Genomic DNA, 15,825 nt, shown 5'->3' with positions numbered 1-15,825 from the left:
AAAAAAATGAAAGTCAATAGTAGAACTATAAATAAAATAGAAAGTTTATTCTTATGACAATATTATATGTTAAAAAAACTATGTTCGAGCATAGAGCTTGCTATGTTCGAACATAGGACGGATCTATGTTTGAACATAGGAGTTTGCTATGTTCGAACATAGGAAAAAAAGTTGCGAAGCCGCTATATTACTGGTCCGGGACTATGCTTATAATTAAATAATTAGTAAGAAGTTAAGAGAGTCCAGTTTTACTTTTGTGTTATGTTTTAGTGGTTTTACAAGGGATGTGGTATTCCTTAATAACTGCTATCAGCGAAGTGATTGTGTTGAACAATCACAAACCGCTGCTTTTTATTGTGAGAGCTTAATTAATATTCCTTTTACTTTATATGCGTCTTCGACGCGATCTTTTTTGGATAAATCCATCATTAACAGGGACAAGCCCTGTCCAGCAAAGTGATTGTTGGCAACAATCACGAAGTGCTGCTACTAAGGATATAGTTTTTCTATGCGTTTAAGAGCAAATGCTATATGTCAGAGGGAAATACTATGTTCGAACACAGGATCTGAATTCTAACTTGATAATGAAAATAGTTCCAATAATGTTCGAATAGATTCCATCAATATCGAAGTTAATGAATAAATGCCAGTGTCAGGGCGTAGCCGTGTGCAAGCACAGAGATAAAGATTTTTTCAAAAAGAAGTTTAAAAATAAGAAACAAAATCATGAAGAAAATACAAATATATTTGATTTTTACGCTTACGATGGAGTATTAACCAGTAATAAATAAAAAAGGAAAATACAATGAACAATATCAAAATGATCACACTCTTCCATCCCCATGACAAAACACCATTTATGATCTCTATTGTAAGCAAAGTAGAAGATACAGACCACGGATTGAAATTAACTCTTGAAAACGGCAACAACATTTGTGTCAATAATTATAGTCATTATCTGTTATCAGAGTGTGCAAGTCGTTGCGATAAAGACAGGTTGAAAAATATTTATATCCGTTTGGTTTCAGAAATCACACAGATGAGTGAAGAAACTATAAAATCGCAAATGTTATAAAACTTTTATCAAAATACCATAAATATTTTTGATATTATGATTAGTTGCATGGTATTAAATAAAAACAATAACAGGAAAAATATCATGCTAAAAATAAAAACAAAGATCTACTTGCCTACAACTTTAACAGGAAACATGGATAAACACTATATCCCTGTTTTAGAGGATTTAAGAAAAGCGATATATAGCGACAGAATGTTATCAAGGCTTGCAGATAGTGGCAATATTGTAATCCATAGTTCACTTGGATATCCGGTTGCTAAATATAAAAACACGGGGATTAGCATAGGTATAGAACCATTAAATCCGATGATAAGACAGGATCTAACTCTTGGACATATCGTGGTAGTCAGAAACGGAAAAACATCTCAGGAAATTAATGGATTACTTAACAAGCCATTGCCAAAAGCGATAAGCATCTTTAAGGAACATATCAATGAATATGAACCAGTAAAAAGTAAAATGCGACAAGTGGCAGTGTTCTGGTAAAATGCGTTGTCTGATAACGTCAGGAGGCGATGAGCGATGGAAGGTAAGTTAATTTTCTGTTCCGATGCAATACTGCGGTTTCAGTCCGATTACGATGAAACCGCTGCCGTTCCATTGCTATCCATCCAGAACGCGATAGCCAATACCGATCCCTTCTTTCTTCTCCGTTTCTTCCACCACACCGTTCTGATTGAAGAAGGAACAACGCTGGCAAGTATCTTTCTGGCAATAGAACCGTGGAAGGCTTTGTTAGCGGCTTATCTGGACAGAAATGTTGGTGCTTATATAGATGAGGTTAAAAAACCGTCCGGGCCAACGACATTGGGATATTGAATGGATTGGGATTGATCGTCGTAGCATGGTTTACCGCGCTTATAAACGTCAGGACATGCAGGATGGTGAGGATTTTTCTGACTATTTAAACCGGGAACGCGTTCTGACCGATGAATTTGAGATTGAAAGTGGCTGTGAGGCTTCTGGCTTCATTAAAGGTGATAAAGAACGCTGGAGCATCAGTGGTGATGTTCACGAGATAAAGAATCTGCCTGTAATCCTCTATAGCAAACAGACATTGATGACTTCATCGAAAGACGGTTTGCTGAAGAAAAACGTATCGGGTGTGAAGAGTTCCAAGCACAGTTGCTTCGTTTATGGCGATACCTCGTTTTCTTTCAGTGAGGTTATGGAAGCCATCTTCATTAGCGGGCTGTTCTTCTATGCGCCAAGAGACGCCGCCAGTAGTCTTGATGAACTGAAAGCGAGTTTGGCCGGACTGGAAGAAGAACTGACCGAGGTATCAAAAACGGAGCTGGTAGCCAATGAAACAGATAAAGAACCTACTATAGTCGTAGCTGAAGGTGCTTTTGATTCGGCCACTGCTCACATGGAAACAGAAGCTGAGGAGTGGCAATCCATTAAGAAGCTGTGCCAGCGAGAAGGTGAGCTACCTATACGTATTGGTGGTATCAAAATAGCGGAGCCTCCAGAGCAATATTCATAACTAAATGGTTTTTAGTAGTCATTAAAAATCAACTAAAACTGTACTTTCGATACAGTTTATTTTTATGCAAATAATAAATGCATTAAGAGTTCTCATTACGATGGAATATTTATTTTACAATGCCATTTTTCAATACCCATTTTTTCTTCCCTGTTATGAAATCTTCTACAATGGCCTTGATTTGTTCAGAGAAATCGACTTGGAAAATGTTCGCTATTGGCCTGTAGTACATATATTTACAACTATAACCTTTAATTTTTATTTTAATGCTTGAGTCTGCGCTTTCAATATGACCATTTTCAATTTCTTCAGTATATGCGTTTTCTCCGTATTTCATGTTATTATCTTTTTTGTGAAGTAGTTTCGATAGATCATGAATACTGTAACGCTCGTTGTTGTTTACATTACAAATGAAAATGGAATCTGACTTTTCAGTTTTAAAAATATTTCCTATGCTTTGTGCTGTATAGGTATTTTGTGATTTCAACCATTCCTGATCAATATTTAACTCGAAACTGAATATTTTTGGAGGGATTTGGAAGGGTATATTAAAGTTGATTGTCTTTAAATATGGAGTTCCATCTTCATCCGTCCAGTCTTGTTCTTGCTGATCTCTGATAACAAGCAGTTGAATGTTATGTTGCTCTGCTTTTATCTTTGCGCCACTCTGATATCCTGTCCGTGTTGCATAAATTAAGTTTAAACCCGGTATATCATTTGTTTTGCTGATAAAAGCATCTATCTTTTCAATAGACACCCGGGAGGAATAGTCCTTACACTCAATAACTGAACGATAGGTATGGCCTCCGATTTCAAACTCCCAATATATGTCAAATTCTCTGTCAATACCTGAACGGTCTTTGATCTTTTTATTTTTCTCAATATTTATATTTTTAAGGCTAGGGACATTTCCTGCATTAATTAAAGAACGTTGGATATCTCTGACAAGTTCTTCATATCCTTTTCCTGAATTAGCCATGTGAGAATCCTTATATCTGTTATCTCTCAGATCAATTTAATACCAAATAATGGCAAATGCTATCATTGTCGTTAAACCCGATCAATCATTTTGCCGCTCCTCAGCGGAAGGTCATTCTCCAGAAATATCACAGATTATCTTCTCTATATTGCTACCTGCTGCTAAAGCAATATTGTAGCTTATCTTGATAATAAAAATCACCCGTAGTGCAGAACGATGCCACTCACTTCCTCTCCATATATCCCACTCGCACTCGTTCAGCAAGGTGAGTAGTTATAAAAATCGATCGGTATAACAGATCAATAAATTATTTATGATAGACAAAAACTATCAATTGATCATCATCGATCGATAGAAACAATATGACGAATAGAAAAAATAATTTAATTATATCAATTTGTTAGTTACTGATATCGATCGCGAAAGTCGGTTCTCTCCTTGCATGGCACTCATCCGCTGCTAGCAGGACGGCGCTGTTCGCTATCACAAAGGAGATAGGAAAATGAAGAAGATTTTACTCGTTGCTGGCACAACTCTGGCGCTGGCGGGATGTGGTGAAAAAGGCGATTTCGAGAAGGCGATCAACGCCAAAATTGGGCAGAACAAATACTGCTACTCACTGGATAACAATAATACCAGCTTCCCCATCCATCTTGCCAAGCCACGGCTTGATTCGACTGGCACAGGCACGAATTCAGTGATCCTCGATGGATTTGTTGAGCAGGGAATGATGGTCTTTGAGCAGGGCTATGATTCGAACGTCTTAGGGATAACAGACGAAGGAGTAAAAGCTAAAGTCTGGAGCACAACAGACGGTGCTTGTGTCGGTCGTCGTGCTGTTGACGAGATCAAGGAATGGACGGAACCGGGTAACGGCGGTCAGAAGGTTGTTCGCGTATCTTATACATGGAAGCTGGTTGACGTTCCGGACTGGATTGACAAAAAAGCGTTCGCCAACGTTAAAGGGATGAATGAACCTGCTGATGGCGCAATGAATCTCTTTAAAACCAGCAATGGCTGGAAAGCCAACTAAAGGGACCGTTCATGGAAAACAATACCATCAAATGCCCGTTCTGTTTTAAAGAGAGCCAGCGCGGGGTTCATGTTTGCACAGGTTGCTTAGCGACTGTGTCATATGGTGCCTACCCCAAGTGGTATGCTTTCGTGAGTATTCTGTTGTCTTTTGGTCTATCTATTCTTATTGGTATGTCAACAGGTATGGCTGGAGCTACTATCAGCCTTCCGATAATTGCTATTGTAGGGTTTGTTGCTGGCAAAGTTATTTTTGCTGATAATATAGTGTTTAGGCGAAGGATGTAAAAAGCGAAAAAATCATATAATGGGCGACGTTTCATGGTTCGCCCATATATAAATATGACTAAAGACCATTTCTCGCTGATTTTATATCCAATAAGTTTATTTTATCTATCTTATCTTTGTGAATAACGATAGTAAGCTTTGCCGGAAATTTAAACCTCATTTCACTTATTCTAAAAGTCCACAACATTATTTTAAGTAAATCCTCATCGCTAATATTTTTATGCTCCTTTATTCTAGTGATTCCAGATCCAAAGATAGGAACAGAGACACTTTTTTGTGCATATATACGATTAACTTTGTCCCAAAAATTTATTAAAAATGCTAGATAATCCGGCATTGTAAGAAAAGCTCTATTTTTATCGTCAAATTTTGAAAACGCAGTTAATAGATAATCACTATTAACGAAGATAGTTCCTAGCGAATATTTTTGTGTTTTACCCACTTTTCTTTTATGGTTAACCTCAAGCAGTTCATCTTCTTCAAAATGATGATTTGAAATACGATGGTCTAAATCAGATACGGATCCCGCTAAATAGTTATCAATATATAATCCATTAAGTGAATTATGAGAAATGACAACATCATCAACTTGCGTGTCAAAATATTCATTAAAAGCAATGACCTTGAATCCATCTTGTCTGAATAAATCACCTGCTTTTACAGTAACAATGCTGCCCTCAACATCTAAATTAACTTCCGAAAGATTATTTGATTTAAACCATATGCCGAAATACAGTAAGAATAAAATAATTAAAAATATAATGCCAAGTGTTAGTTTGTTTTCTGTTGGAATGTCTACGAAAATCAAAAAAAGTGAAAATATGGTACTTATAGTTGATGTGTAGTCTGAAAATTTTTTAAGTATACGCTTATCGAAAAAGTTAACTTTCGCCATTTTTGTACCAACCTTGTTAATTATATGTAATTCAAGTGTGTTGATAGTGGTTTCTTATAAATGATGTTTACACTATCTGATATATAAGGTATTTTCAACATGTTGTTACTAATGTTGACTGCTTCATGGGGACTATATGAGTTATCGTAATAAGACATATGTGGCTTTTGCAAGTGAAGATATAAAGTTTTATCGTTTAATGGAAGCATGGAAAGCAAATGAAAACATAGACTTTAACTTTTTTGATGCTCATGATCTCTTTATTTCAAGGGATACAAGTAAGCCTGAAACCATAAAGCGAAACCTCCGCGAAAGGATGAAAAATGCTAAACAAGTAGTACTGTTGGGAAGTGGTAATACTAAGAGAAAAGGTAGCGATGGAGTATCGTTTCTTGCCCATGAAATAGATCTTATCGTAGAATTTAATCTTCCTGTTGTAATAGCTAATTTAGACGGAGATAGAACAGTCGATAAGAACTTCATTCCTAAACCGCTTTTAGATTTAGAGCATTATACAGTATCTGTCTCCTTCCAACCTAAAATTATTAAATATGCATTAGATAATTACTGTGTTAACTATTACTCAAGTTCAAATAGTGGTAGTTATCTATACCCTACATCTGTTTATACTAAGTTAGGCCTGTAATATTTCAACGTATACTAAACAATATGTGGAATGAGCACGGAACACTCATTCCATAACAAACATACTATTTAGATGCGTTAATACAATTGATTTTATGCATCGAAGATATTAAATACTTATGGTTTATTGTTTTATCTTCTCCTGTATGCTATCTCAGCCAACTCTCTTGCTATTTCCTTAACGCTATATAAAGAAGTTTGCAGGGCCATTTTATCCGCCAAATAATGGCTGTATTTAGATACCTCTTGAGCATTGATATTATGCCAGATTGGCAATATAATCTTATTATCATCATACACTGCACGATTAATTAAACTATCTAATTCGTATTGTGTCCATTTTTTGTTTAGAAAGTTATGAGAAAGTATGACTATGCCATAATTTGCTTTTCTTAGGCCTAAATCAATATTTCTCCTTAAGCTATCGCCGACTTCAAGTGTCTGTTCATCATACCAAATAATTACACCAAGTCGATTTAACTCGTCTACCAGTGGTCTGACAAAAGTATCTTTATCCTCATTTGCATGCGATATGAAAAAATCATAGTGCGTATTATTGTTATCTTGCATGACGTCATTCTGTATTTCATATGGTTGATGAAAAATTGCTTGTAATTTTGCCCAGTCTATTTCTGCTAAAATTTTATTATTGCGATAAAATAGTTTTTGGGAAGGGAAATCAATATCCGAAATGTAAATGATAAATATATTGTTTATTTTCCTTGCGTCAACCTCCTTCCACTCCCATCTATAATCGTGGATATAAGAAATTGATGCTTGAAAATAATCATTGGAAGTTAAATTACCTGCACGAAATGTCGCATTACTAGTATTAAACGCGAGGTATGAGTTACCTTCTCCACTGAAAATAATATTATATCCCTCTTTCAATAGATATGAACGAATCTCTTTGGTTTTTAGGTGCTGTTTCCATGCGAGGAATAAAAGGAATGGAATTGCTATTGAAAGAAAGATGAAGAAAAGGATATTATATATATTGTTGTCCAAAACATTCACCAAGCATATAAAAAATTCTATATTTCCATATGTTATCACATTTTGAACCTATGTAACATGCATTTGATTAAAAATTAATAGTGGGGATAACATTACTATTTGATGTTAGATTTTCTGTTAGTTGGTTTTAACTTTGGCATAGAAGGTTTTCCACCAATAGATAGTATAAATTCCATGTGTTTGTTGACCTCCGTTTGTTCTTGCTCAGAACGATTTGGGAAACGAACAGTCTTATTAATATCTGATTCGTTAACGTGGACTTCTGCTTCTGGTGATGTTTGGTCATTGTTAAATTTGGCGCGTTTTTCAAACACTGAGCGTGGAACATTGACACCCAACACTTCATCATAGACATAGTTCTCTGCGACACGCTTATCATGATCAGCATCAGTGGTATCGGGTTTCCTTCTGGCCCATATAAATTTCTCTCTTATATATCCTACTATCAGTAGCGTGAAACGTTTAAACAAACCATTCTGGCGGGGCTTAGTCTGTTTTCTACTCCTCATAGGAGCACGGTTCATCGCTCTGGTGTTTTGAAGAGATGGGATTTTCAATTTAGTGGATGCATTTGGTTCAGGCGCAACCAGAACAGGAGTTCCTTCTCCTACCATACCAACTTTACTGGTTTTATTGGGATCACGGTAAGATTTTGCTGCTGGTTTTCTGTATGGTTCTGATGTCGTCATAACAGGCTGCAGTTCTTTTGTTGCCGGGAAGTCTGGTAGAACAATCTCTTCTGGTTCAGCAAGATGTGTAATCGTAAAACTTCTAACATCGACGACGATCTCCAGTGGCAGTTCACTGAATGTGGTGTAGACCTTCTTAGCTTCTTCAATTTGATGATTGCGTAGGGCTTGTTCAGCAGCTCGTTGTTCCTGTGACTCGGTGTCATTCCACTTGGCACGATGAACACGCTGCATTGCTGGACGATTGGTTTCCGTTGCCTTGGCAAGCCAGAATGCTTTTTCTTCAGCGCTGAATGCTTCTTCTGCCTGAGCAAGGGCATCAGCACATTGCGTCCTGAGAGAGCGGTGATCGATACGTTCTTCACTGCCTGAGGCCTCAAGGTAGCTGTTCGACATCGTTGCCCACGACTCACGCCATTGGAGCATCATCTTCTTATCATTCCAGCTTCTGTCTTTTTTACCGAAGCCAGCAGTGGTGATAGTTTTCAGGGTTAACATGATGTGAGCGTGTGGATTCTTACCATCTAAATCGTGGAATGCGATATCAGCAATCATTCCTTTATCAACAAAGTTCTTCTGGCAGTATTCGGCAACTAATTTTTTCTTGTCATCATTGCTGAGTTCTTCGGGGATAGCGACATCAAAATAACGGGCTGTTTGACCATTGTTCTGGCGTTCCACTCTTTCAACTTCATTCCATAACGCTGAGGAACTTTCAACAATATGAGCAGGAGCGGAAACAGGAGCCAATATAATATGACCATGAAGATCTGAGCGATGACTAAAATCGTATGTTTCACCAATGCGATCATCTGTAATACGTGTACGGGCATGGTAGGCAGCTTTCGCAACGGAAGTCATGCCTTCGCTTCGTTTTACTATTTTAAAATCCAGATGAAAAATCGCCATTAAAAATATAACCTCAAATAAAAATGCTGCTGTTAGTTTTTCGCCAGAAAAACTTCGGGGTTGACGTTGACCTTGGTTTTGCTTTTAGCCTGCGGCAGCAACCGTCGGTAGACCCCACACACTGCGTAGCAGTGTATAGGTGGGCATTGTCTTTAAAAAAATAAACCAATGTAAAAACTTCCCCTTAGTTAATTAATACGAAATATACTGATGGTTGTAAAACAATATGCCGGATTAAGAGGCGCAAACTGGATTAAAGGTGTAGGTTTCACGTCTAAAGGGAAAATAGAGTAAAGAAAAGGCCCGTAAGGGCAAAAGAAGTATTAATTGTTCCCGCCGTAAGGCGGGATAGCTAAATTTGATAAAAAATACCAATAAAACAAGGAGTGTTATGTGTTGCACAATTCACAGGTCAAGACCTGAAAACAGATTTAAAAAACAACAGGTAAAAATAAAATAACAAAAGTACAAAAATAAGTAACGCGGAGAGTGTCGAATGTTTTGTATTAGTGATTACTATCGCATGTGTTGCACTATTTTATTTATGGATGCTCCAGAACTATTCCTTCTGACAAAACGGTGTAAATTTGACGTTATTTATCTTTGTGATAATTAAAATAAGATATAACAATCGAAGGAGGTAGTATGGATAATGAAAGCAAAAGATCAAGAACAGAAAAAACATTAAAGCAGAAAGTAGCATTTGCTCAACTTGAGCTTAACCGACTTAAGTCAATGGAGAAATCAGAACAAAAGAAAGTTGAAACAAGGCTTAAGATTATTCTTGGGGCAGAAGTAGCCAAGGCTATGAATTGTGGTGTCGAACAGGTGGATAAGGAACTTGTTATGGGTATTTTGCTTTCAGCATCTGAGTTGAATGATATTGAAAGAATCAAATATATAAAAGCAGGGAGATGGTTTCTTGCTCAAATGGATGGCAGACAAAAATAAAAAATATTAAATAAATTTCATGACAGGGGTTGATATCTAATTAATATCTGTTATCTATATAAAAGAACAGAGCGCAGGATAATCCTTTATTAATACATATTTTTTCCTTTTCAATCAATCATGCGTTCTGTTCGACCAGTAATCTGTTAATTTTTATCTTTATGTAGTAAACGTCATTATTACTTTTTCATCGGATATGATTATATATCTCATGGGAAGGTGATAATGACAAACGCTGTGATAGTAAATGTTGTATTTAAATCTCCCCAAAGGCAAAGAGCGATCTTTGCCTTTTTCAATTCATCCGTCTATCAGATAGAGTTAAATATATATTACGCCATCTATTGCCAGATATGAGAGAAGCGTTATAACAGAAGGTATCATTAAAACAAAAAAGGAGATAATAATGGTTTTATTAAATAATAAAAGAAAAAGCAAGAAAGGTTTCTCACTACTCGAACTATTACTTGTGTTAGGTATCATTGCGGCATTAGTCGTTGCGGCTTTTATTGTGTATCCAAAGGTTCAGGCTTCACAAAGAGCGCAAGCGGAAAGTAATAACATAGCCACCATACAGGCAGGTGTTAAAGCACTCTATACGTCAGCATCCAGCTTTACCGGATTAACGAACACAGTAGCTGTTCAGGCAAAAATCTTCCCTGATAATATGTTAAGTGGAACAGGCAATGCAGCTAAACCAATTAACACATTCAAAGGGAACGTGACGCTGGCTGCGGCAGCTACAGGTCCGTCATCTGCGGCAGGTTCTTCTTTCACTATCACATATGACAATGTGCCAGCAGCAGAATGTGTGAAAATAACCACAGCGGCGGCAGGCAATTTTTACACTGCTAAAGTGGGTTCTAAAGTAGTAAAAGCTGCAGATGGCACCCTTGATGTAGCAGCTACCGCCGCAGCATGTAATAACGCCACAAGTAATACATTAGTATTCACGTCTATTTAATTAAAGGGGCACTTTATGCCCTTTTTGAATCATATTTTCAGATGGGAGATATAATTATGATAAGGAAAAAAGGATTTACTCTATTAGAGATCACCATCGTTTTAGGTATAGGTTCTCTTATTGGTTTTATGAAGTTTCAGGACATGAGGAAAGAACAGGAAGCAGTAATGGCACAGGCGGTAGGCTCTCAAATGAAACAGGTTGGCGAAGCAGTTAACCGTTATATTAGCATTCGCTATGATAAGCTTTCCACACTGTCATCTTCACGCAGTCAAAGTAGCGATCCGGGACCAAGAACCTGTACGGCTAATGGCTGTGAAATCACTTACCAGACGCTGGTGAATGAAAGTCTCTTGCCCTCTACATATGCGGGAGTTAATGCCCAAAAGTCTTCTTATAAGATCCTGTTAAAGCGATCAGGCGTATCACCAAACTATGTTATCAATGGTTTGATTGCTACGACGATACCTTGGGTCGAAGGTGGAAAAAACCGATACGACCTGTTAGGAAAATCGATGCAATCAGCAGGTATTGATAGCGGTATGACGAAATCGCCTGCTCAGGCATCAGGATATAATGGAGTGTGGACAGAAAAGTCTACTGATTACCCGGCAATTAATAAAGCAGGATTACTGGTTTACCGTGTGGGCTATGATAGTTCTATGTATTCTGTTTACTTGCGTCGCGATGGAACATTACCTATGACTGGAAATCTCAATATGGGCACTAACGATATTAATAATGCCAAGAACATTACCGCATCGGGAACAGGGAGTTTTGGTGGGGATGTCTCTTCCGAAGGGAAAATAACCGCAGCACAAGAAATAATAGCACATAATGGTTATGGTGATGCCATCCGTTTTGGCGGCGATGCTGCTAATAACGACTATGAAATAACCATGTCTAAGGATAAGACCTTATCTATTCATATGGCAAGCAATCGAACAGATCTCACTACGCTGAAAATTAGTGGAGGGCTGTCTACGATTGGTAATGGAACGATTAGTGGAACATTAGATACAGGTAAAAGTATCACATCCGGTGGACAATTTAATGGTCATAACGGTGGTGGTGATAGTTTCAGTATTGGTGGTGGAGATGCTAACGATTATGAGTTCAGATTGGATACTGTTAAGCCGCTAACCATCTGGCGAAATGGTGGCACCAGCACTGAAACAAGGCTTCAGGTTTTTGGGAAACAAACCAACCAAGGTGATTTTGCTATTACTCCGGGGACAGGAAGCACTGGTAGTATTGCAGCATCTGGAAATATTCAGGGACATACTCTACAACCTACATCGACGAATACAACTGGTGGGACATGTCCAAGTATTGGCCTGATATCTAAAGACAACATGGGGAATATATTATCCTGCGTTAATGGAAAATGGTCTGTTGTCAGCAACTTGCCTGTTGGTTCACCTGTTCCTTGGCCTTCAAATACAGCGCCTGTAGGTTGGTTAATATGCAGGGGACAATCTTTTAATACTGCCCTATACCCTCAGTTAGCAAAAGCCTATCCAAGAGGAAGACTTCCTGATTTAAGAGGAGTATTTATTCGAGGACTGGATTCGGGAAGAGGACTCGACTCAGGAAGAACTATTAATTCTTATCAAAATGACCAGATTCAAAATATTACAGGTCATATGGCGGCTGATGTATCACAGAGTGGAAACATCGGTAAATATGTGGGTGGCGCTTTCGCGGATAGTGGTGCGTTAGGTGAAGGTGATGAAGGTCATAAAAGCAATGAAGTAAGGAAATATACGTTTGATGCTTCGAGAGTCGTTCGGGCAGGTAATGAAACAAGACCTAAGAATGTTGCCATGAATTATATCGTGCAGGCACAATGACTATTTATGGGGATATTATATGTATTAGCTCAGACTTGATCTGACAGTTTTCACTGGCAGCACATAATCAAATCTGACAGTCTGTTTTGAGCTAATAGCGGAAGCTCAAAGGGGCATCAATAACATTGCTGTGTGTTCATCAACAAGGAGTATGTCACCTCCGTGTAGGGGGCCAAATACTGTGTGCAACAACACGATAGAATCACTGGCTACAGTGATTAAAATTATGCATGGCTATAAAATCCCTTAAGTGTTAACTTAATTTATTGATATCTCAATTAAATTATGATAAATAAAAATTTTAACATAAAGATGGAGTTAACATGGAATGGAGATTTTTAGGCTCTTTATCAGATGCTAGGAGGGCTGGCTGTAGCGGAGTTTATCTTATTGTTCATCAAGGGCTTTTTAATCGTGTTGTTTATGTTGGGGTGAGTTGTAATGTAGGGAGAAGGATTAATGAACATTATGAAGGCTACCTGAGAGGAAACCGAACAATTTATAATGCAGGCCACAATGATGACGTGTATCGTCTTATGTCAACTTACAAGATTCGAAACCATATAAAATACTATCAATCCTTAGCAAGGGATTATGAAATATGGGGTTCAACTACACTGCATTTTGATACACCTAAGAATATTTTAGCAAAGAACCAAACTTTTGATGCCACATGGGAGAGTATTGCATTTGAAAAGTATATCCCTCAACTGGTAGTGTGGGCCCTTCCAATGGCTAATTACTGTTATTCAAATGCAACTAAAATTGAAAGTGTAATCCAGTCAAAGCTCATTAAATCTTTTGATTTAAGTGGTTTTTTTAATGCTAAATACGTAAGCATTTTGGGTAAAATTGAAAAGCCTTATTTAAAAAAGGTTAAATGTCTTATTATTGACGTTCCTGATGTAGACTCGGCATCCAAAATTATTTTTAGCAATTTATATTCTAAAAAAATTGATGAAAACTTTTGCAGAGAGTTCCATTCACAGTTTGAAAGTGAAATTTCTCAGAGGGAAAAAGGAATTCAGAGAAGGCAAGAGATTAGGAACCATAAAATTTCTCTCCATGAAAATTATGGCAAGCCTTGGACTTTAAAGGAAATGGAGAAACTAAGAGTTATGTTGGTAGATTTTGATATGTCCCCAACAGAAATATCTGATTACCTTGGAAGGGGACCTCGCTCTATTTCAAAAAAAATAATCGAAAATGATAAAATTACTAACCACAAGTGGCGAGAGAGCGTCGGATGGTTGTGATGTTGCATAATAATGACTGACACAGCAATGGCACAGATCTGCCTGCCAGATTAGATTTAGATCTGTGCCATTACTGTGTCAGATAAAATCTGAGCTAATACATATTATATGTAATAATAATGGAAAACTTACAATTTGACTTTTGTCAGAAATTTACTATAGTTTGAACTATACAGTATTTTGTTTTAAAACTTGCTTTAACGGAATGTTTTTAATAATTAAGTCATATTTTATACTTATCATATTTTTCTCTAAAAATGGTTTTAATGCTTCTTGTATAATATGCTCTCTAAATATCAGGCATCTATGTGGTGCCTGTACAGTTTTGTATTCTGCTATACCCTCTAACTCGATAAACCTTTCATGTGGAGGAAATGTCTTCAATAGCCTATCAAATAAATAATACATGCTGATCCCCTTGCCTGTAGAAACCTGATCAACTATTTCAATGATTGTGCTCATGACAAGTATGCTCCATCTTTGAAACATCCATAAAAAAGGATATTCTATTCTTTCTTTTAAAATAGCCGGAATCTTAGGCCATTTTTGTGTGTCTGTTGGTCTAAATATGTTATTTTTGATTAACCATTGGCACCATTTACGATAGTCTTGATTGTAAAATTCTTTATTTGCGTCCAAGTAATTATAAGATAAATGCTTAAGTTGATTTGATATGAATATTGTTTGCGATTTTGTATGTATCTTTTCTTTGCAACTATTTATAAATATGCTATATAACCGAGACTTCTCTTTTTCCAGCGAGGGATGTCTTAGCCATTGCCATTCTGGTTTATTTTGATGATTAGGGTAGCTTCGAATGATAATGCTACCTTGAGGATAGTCAGATAAATTTAATTTATTATCGGAAAGTGAGTATATAATCCATATCACATATTTGTCATCATTTCGAATGATCTCACCTTTAAGCACAAATGATTCCAAATTTTGTTGTATCAGTTCTATTTTATCAAGAGGACGATTTTTCTTATTATATAATGATACGATTTCTGAGAAATGTTCATTGGATTCTGTATAGGTGAACTCATGTTTGATACTTGGTAAAAATATAGTTTTTTCTTTTAACAGTTTACGAATCGCGACTTCTGCGCTTTTGGTTCTTTTCGTTCGTCTTTCATTATTCTCTTTTATTAACTCTTGCTCATAGTGAGATATAACCTTTTCTTTTTCATTATAATAAAACCATTCATATGGGATTTTATTTTCTTTGATTCTCTCTAACCATTCGATAATGTCAATATCATCGGAGTATTCAAAGGTTAACTCAATGGAGTTAATTTTGCTGTTTTTGTAAAAATCTATTTTTTCTTGTTCGCATTTATGGGTGACACATATTTCTATATAAAAATCACCAATATTAGTATTGATATATACGTCAGAGATAAATTTTCCTATGCGCTGTTCTAACCTTGAGGATAATACACTTACTTTCACTGGAGGGGTTTTTAATACTACGCCATGATATTCAAACTCTTCTGGTGGAATCACAATCTCAGCTAAACTCAGAAAGTAATGCTGCATAGCTAAATGCAGTTGAGTCATTAAACATGGACGGCTTTCTACAAAATTTCTGTGAGCAAAATGATGCTGTCTTTGTGTTCCTCCATTTCGAGCAGTAAGTTCGTCATTACAAGCTTTGCAAATACAATTACATTTTGCTCCGTTCGGAACGCTATCGACATGCATAATCTTTTTTGTATCTTTATCTATAGCGTATTCAATAAGCAAAATATAATCCCCAACTTTCTATAATCGCTGATGACAG

At 36.8% G+C, this 15,825-nt stretch carries 14 protein-coding genes and 1 pseudogene; 10 read left to right on the top strand and 5 right to left on the bottom strand.

Annotated elements, in window-relative coordinates; all coding sequences use genetic code 11:
- Positions 1 to 805 precede the first annotated feature (805 nt).
- The 3 genes and pseudogenes from J4645_RS08575 to J4645_RS08565 all read left to right on the top strand — a co-directional run bounded on the left by J4645_RS08575 (position 806) and on the right by J4645_RS08565 (position 2,564).
- Positions 806 to 1,075: a hypothetical protein gene (locus J4645_RS08575; RefSeq protein WP_023214964.1), complete on the top strand. Its 270-nt coding sequence runs from the start codon at positions 806 to 808 to the stop codon at positions 1,073 to 1,075.
- Between the two features lie 84 nt (positions 1,076 to 1,159).
- Positions 1,160 to 1,564, top strand: coding sequence for a hypothetical protein (locus tag J4645_RS08570; RefSeq protein WP_024147079.1), 405 nt, complete (start codon positions 1,160 to 1,162; stop codon positions 1,562 to 1,564).
- A 36-nt stretch (positions 1,565 to 1,600) separates the two neighbouring features.
- Positions 1,601 to 2,564, top strand: a pseudogene (locus J4645_RS08565) (hypothetical protein).
- A 109-nt stretch (positions 2,565 to 2,673) separates the two neighbouring features.
- Here J4645_RS08565 and J4645_RS08560 read toward each other — a convergent pair.
- The gene (locus J4645_RS08560) at positions 2,674 to 3,543 is read right to left on the bottom strand and encodes a restriction endonuclease (protein WP_023214929.1); all 870 of its coding nucleotides are present in this window, start codon (positions 3,541 to 3,543) and stop codon (positions 2,674 to 2,676) included.
- Between the two features lie 502 nt (positions 3,544 to 4,045).
- Between J4645_RS08560 and J4645_RS08555 the strand changes: the two genes are divergently transcribed.
- Both J4645_RS08555 and J4645_RS08550 read left to right on the top strand, forming a co-directional pair.
- A complete protein-coding gene (locus J4645_RS08555; protein ID WP_023214928.1) occupies positions 4,046 to 4,576 on the top strand; it encodes a membrane lipoprotein lipid attachment site-containing protein in 531 nt (176 codons plus the stop codon).
- Positions 4,577 to 4,587: 11 nt separating this feature from the next.
- Positions 4,588 to 4,863, top strand: a complete 276-nt coding sequence (locus tag J4645_RS08550; RefSeq protein WP_023214927.1) for a hypothetical protein — start codon at positions 4,588 to 4,590, stop codon at positions 4,861 to 4,863.
- Positions 4,864 to 4,921: 58 nt separating this feature from the next.
- Here J4645_RS08550 and J4645_RS08545 read toward each other — a convergent pair whose 3' ends face one another.
- Positions 4,922 to 5,758 carry a macro domain-containing protein gene (locus tag J4645_RS08545; RefSeq protein WP_023377136.1) on the bottom strand — a complete coding sequence of 279 codons (837 nt, stop codon included), beginning with the start codon at positions 5,756 to 5,758 and terminating at the stop codon, positions 4,922 to 4,924.
- A 136-nt stretch (positions 5,759 to 5,894) separates the two neighbouring features.
- Between J4645_RS08545 and J4645_RS08540 the strand changes: the two genes are divergently transcribed.
- The gene (locus J4645_RS08540; RefSeq protein ID WP_023214926.1) at positions 5,895 to 6,404 is read left to right on the top strand and encodes a TIR domain-containing protein; all 510 of its coding nucleotides are present in this window, start codon (positions 5,895 to 5,897) and stop codon (positions 6,402 to 6,404) included.
- Between the two features lie 131 nt (positions 6,405 to 6,535).
- On the opposite strand, the gene tcpC is transcribed toward J4645_RS08540, so the two are convergent.
- A complete protein-coding gene (tcpC, locus tag J4645_RS08535; RefSeq protein WP_024147077.1) occupies positions 6,536 to 7,459 on the bottom strand; it encodes an NAD(+) hydrolase TcpC in 924 nt (307 codons plus the stop codon).
- A 56-nt stretch (positions 7,460 to 7,515) separates the two neighbouring features.
- The gene (gene mobQ / locus J4645_RS08530) at positions 7,516 to 9,018 is read right to left on the bottom strand and encodes a MobQ family relaxase (protein ID WP_023214924.1); all 1,503 of its coding nucleotides are present in this window, start codon (positions 9,016 to 9,018) and stop codon (positions 7,516 to 7,518) included.
- Between the two features lie 645 nt (positions 9,019 to 9,663).
- Here mobQ and J4645_RS08525 point away from each other — a divergent pair.
- The 4 genes from J4645_RS08525 to J4645_RS08510 all read left to right on the top strand — a co-directional run bounded on the left by J4645_RS08525 (position 9,664) and on the right by J4645_RS08510 (position 14,042).
- Positions 9,664 to 9,969, top strand: coding sequence for a conjugal transfer protein TraD (locus tag J4645_RS08525; protein WP_023214923.1), 306 nt, complete (start codon positions 9,664 to 9,666; stop codon positions 9,967 to 9,969).
- Between the two features lie 406 nt (positions 9,970 to 10,375).
- The gene (locus tag J4645_RS08520; protein ID WP_071667776.1) at positions 10,376 to 10,933 is read left to right on the top strand and encodes a type 4 pilus major pilin; all 558 of its coding nucleotides are present in this window, start codon (positions 10,376 to 10,378) and stop codon (positions 10,931 to 10,933) included.
- 56 nt (positions 10,934 to 10,989) lie between these two features.
- A complete protein-coding gene (locus J4645_RS08515; protein WP_023214921.1) occupies positions 10,990 to 12,786 on the top strand; it encodes a tail fiber protein in 1,797 nt (598 codons plus the stop codon).
- Between the two features lie 323 nt (positions 12,787 to 13,109).
- Positions 13,110 to 14,042 (top strand): hypothetical protein, encoded by a 933-nt coding sequence (locus J4645_RS08510; RefSeq protein WP_023214920.1) that lies wholly within the window; start codon positions 13,110 to 13,112, stop codon positions 14,040 to 14,042.
- Between the two features lie 168 nt (positions 14,043 to 14,210).
- On the opposite strand, the gene J4645_RS08505 is transcribed toward J4645_RS08510, so the two are convergent.
- Positions 14,211 to 15,788 (bottom strand): hypothetical protein, encoded by a 1,578-nt coding sequence (locus tag J4645_RS08505; RefSeq protein ID WP_133184853.1) that lies wholly within the window; start codon positions 15,786 to 15,788, stop codon positions 14,211 to 14,213.
- Positions 15,789 to 15,825 lie beyond the last annotated feature (37 nt).

Origin of the sequence: Salmonella sp. 32082101201600294FB01SM01, assembly GCF_017572865.1 — a bacterium.
Taxonomy (GTDB): domain Bacteria; phylum Pseudomonadota; class Gammaproteobacteria; order Enterobacterales; family Enterobacteriaceae; genus Salmonella; species Salmonella enterica.
Note: the sequence above shows the minus strand (reverse complement) of the source record. Positions and strands in the feature narration are given on the sequence as shown.

Bases quoted from the DNA above. Each gene is read 5' to 3' on its own strand.
- J4645_RS08520 (WP_071667776.1), top strand. From the start codon at position 10,376: ATGGTTTTATTAAATAATAAAAGAAAAAGCAAGAAAGGTTTCTCACTA.
- J4645_RS08570 (WP_024147079.1), top strand. From the start codon at position 1,160: ATGCTAAAAATAAAAACAAAGATCTACTTGCCTACAACTTTAACAGGA.
- mobQ (WP_023214924.1), bottom strand. From the start codon at position 9,018: ATGGCGATTTTTCATCTGGATTTTAAAATAGTAAAACGAAGCGAAGGC.
- J4645_RS08510 (WP_023214920.1), top strand. From the start codon at position 13,110: ATGGAATGGAGATTTTTAGGCTCTTTATCAGATGCTAGGAGGGCTGGC.
- J4645_RS08545 (WP_023377136.1), bottom strand. From the start codon at position 5,758: ATGGCGAAAGTTAACTTTTTCGATAAGCGTATACTTAAAAAATTTTCA.
- J4645_RS08575 (WP_023214964.1), top strand. From the start codon at position 806: ATGAACAATATCAAAATGATCACACTCTTCCATCCCCATGACAAAACA.
- J4645_RS08515 (WP_023214921.1), top strand. From the start codon at position 10,990: ATGATAAGGAAAAAAGGATTTACTCTATTAGAGATCACCATCGTTTTA.
- J4645_RS08560 (WP_023214929.1), bottom strand. From the start codon at position 3,543: ATGGCTAATTCAGGAAAAGGATATGAAGAACTTGTCAGAGATATCCAA.
- J4645_RS08550 (WP_023214927.1), top strand. From the start codon at position 4,588: ATGGAAAACAATACCATCAAATGCCCGTTCTGTTTTAAAGAGAGCCAG.
- J4645_RS08540 (WP_023214926.1), top strand. From the start codon at position 5,895: ATGAGTTATCGTAATAAGACATATGTGGCTTTTGCAAGTGAAGATATA.
- J4645_RS08525 (WP_023214923.1), top strand. From the start codon at position 9,664: ATGGATAATGAAAGCAAAAGATCAAGAACAGAAAAAACATTAAAGCAG.
- J4645_RS08555 (WP_023214928.1), top strand. From the start codon at position 4,046: ATGAAGAAGATTTTACTCGTTGCTGGCACAACTCTGGCGCTGGCGGGA.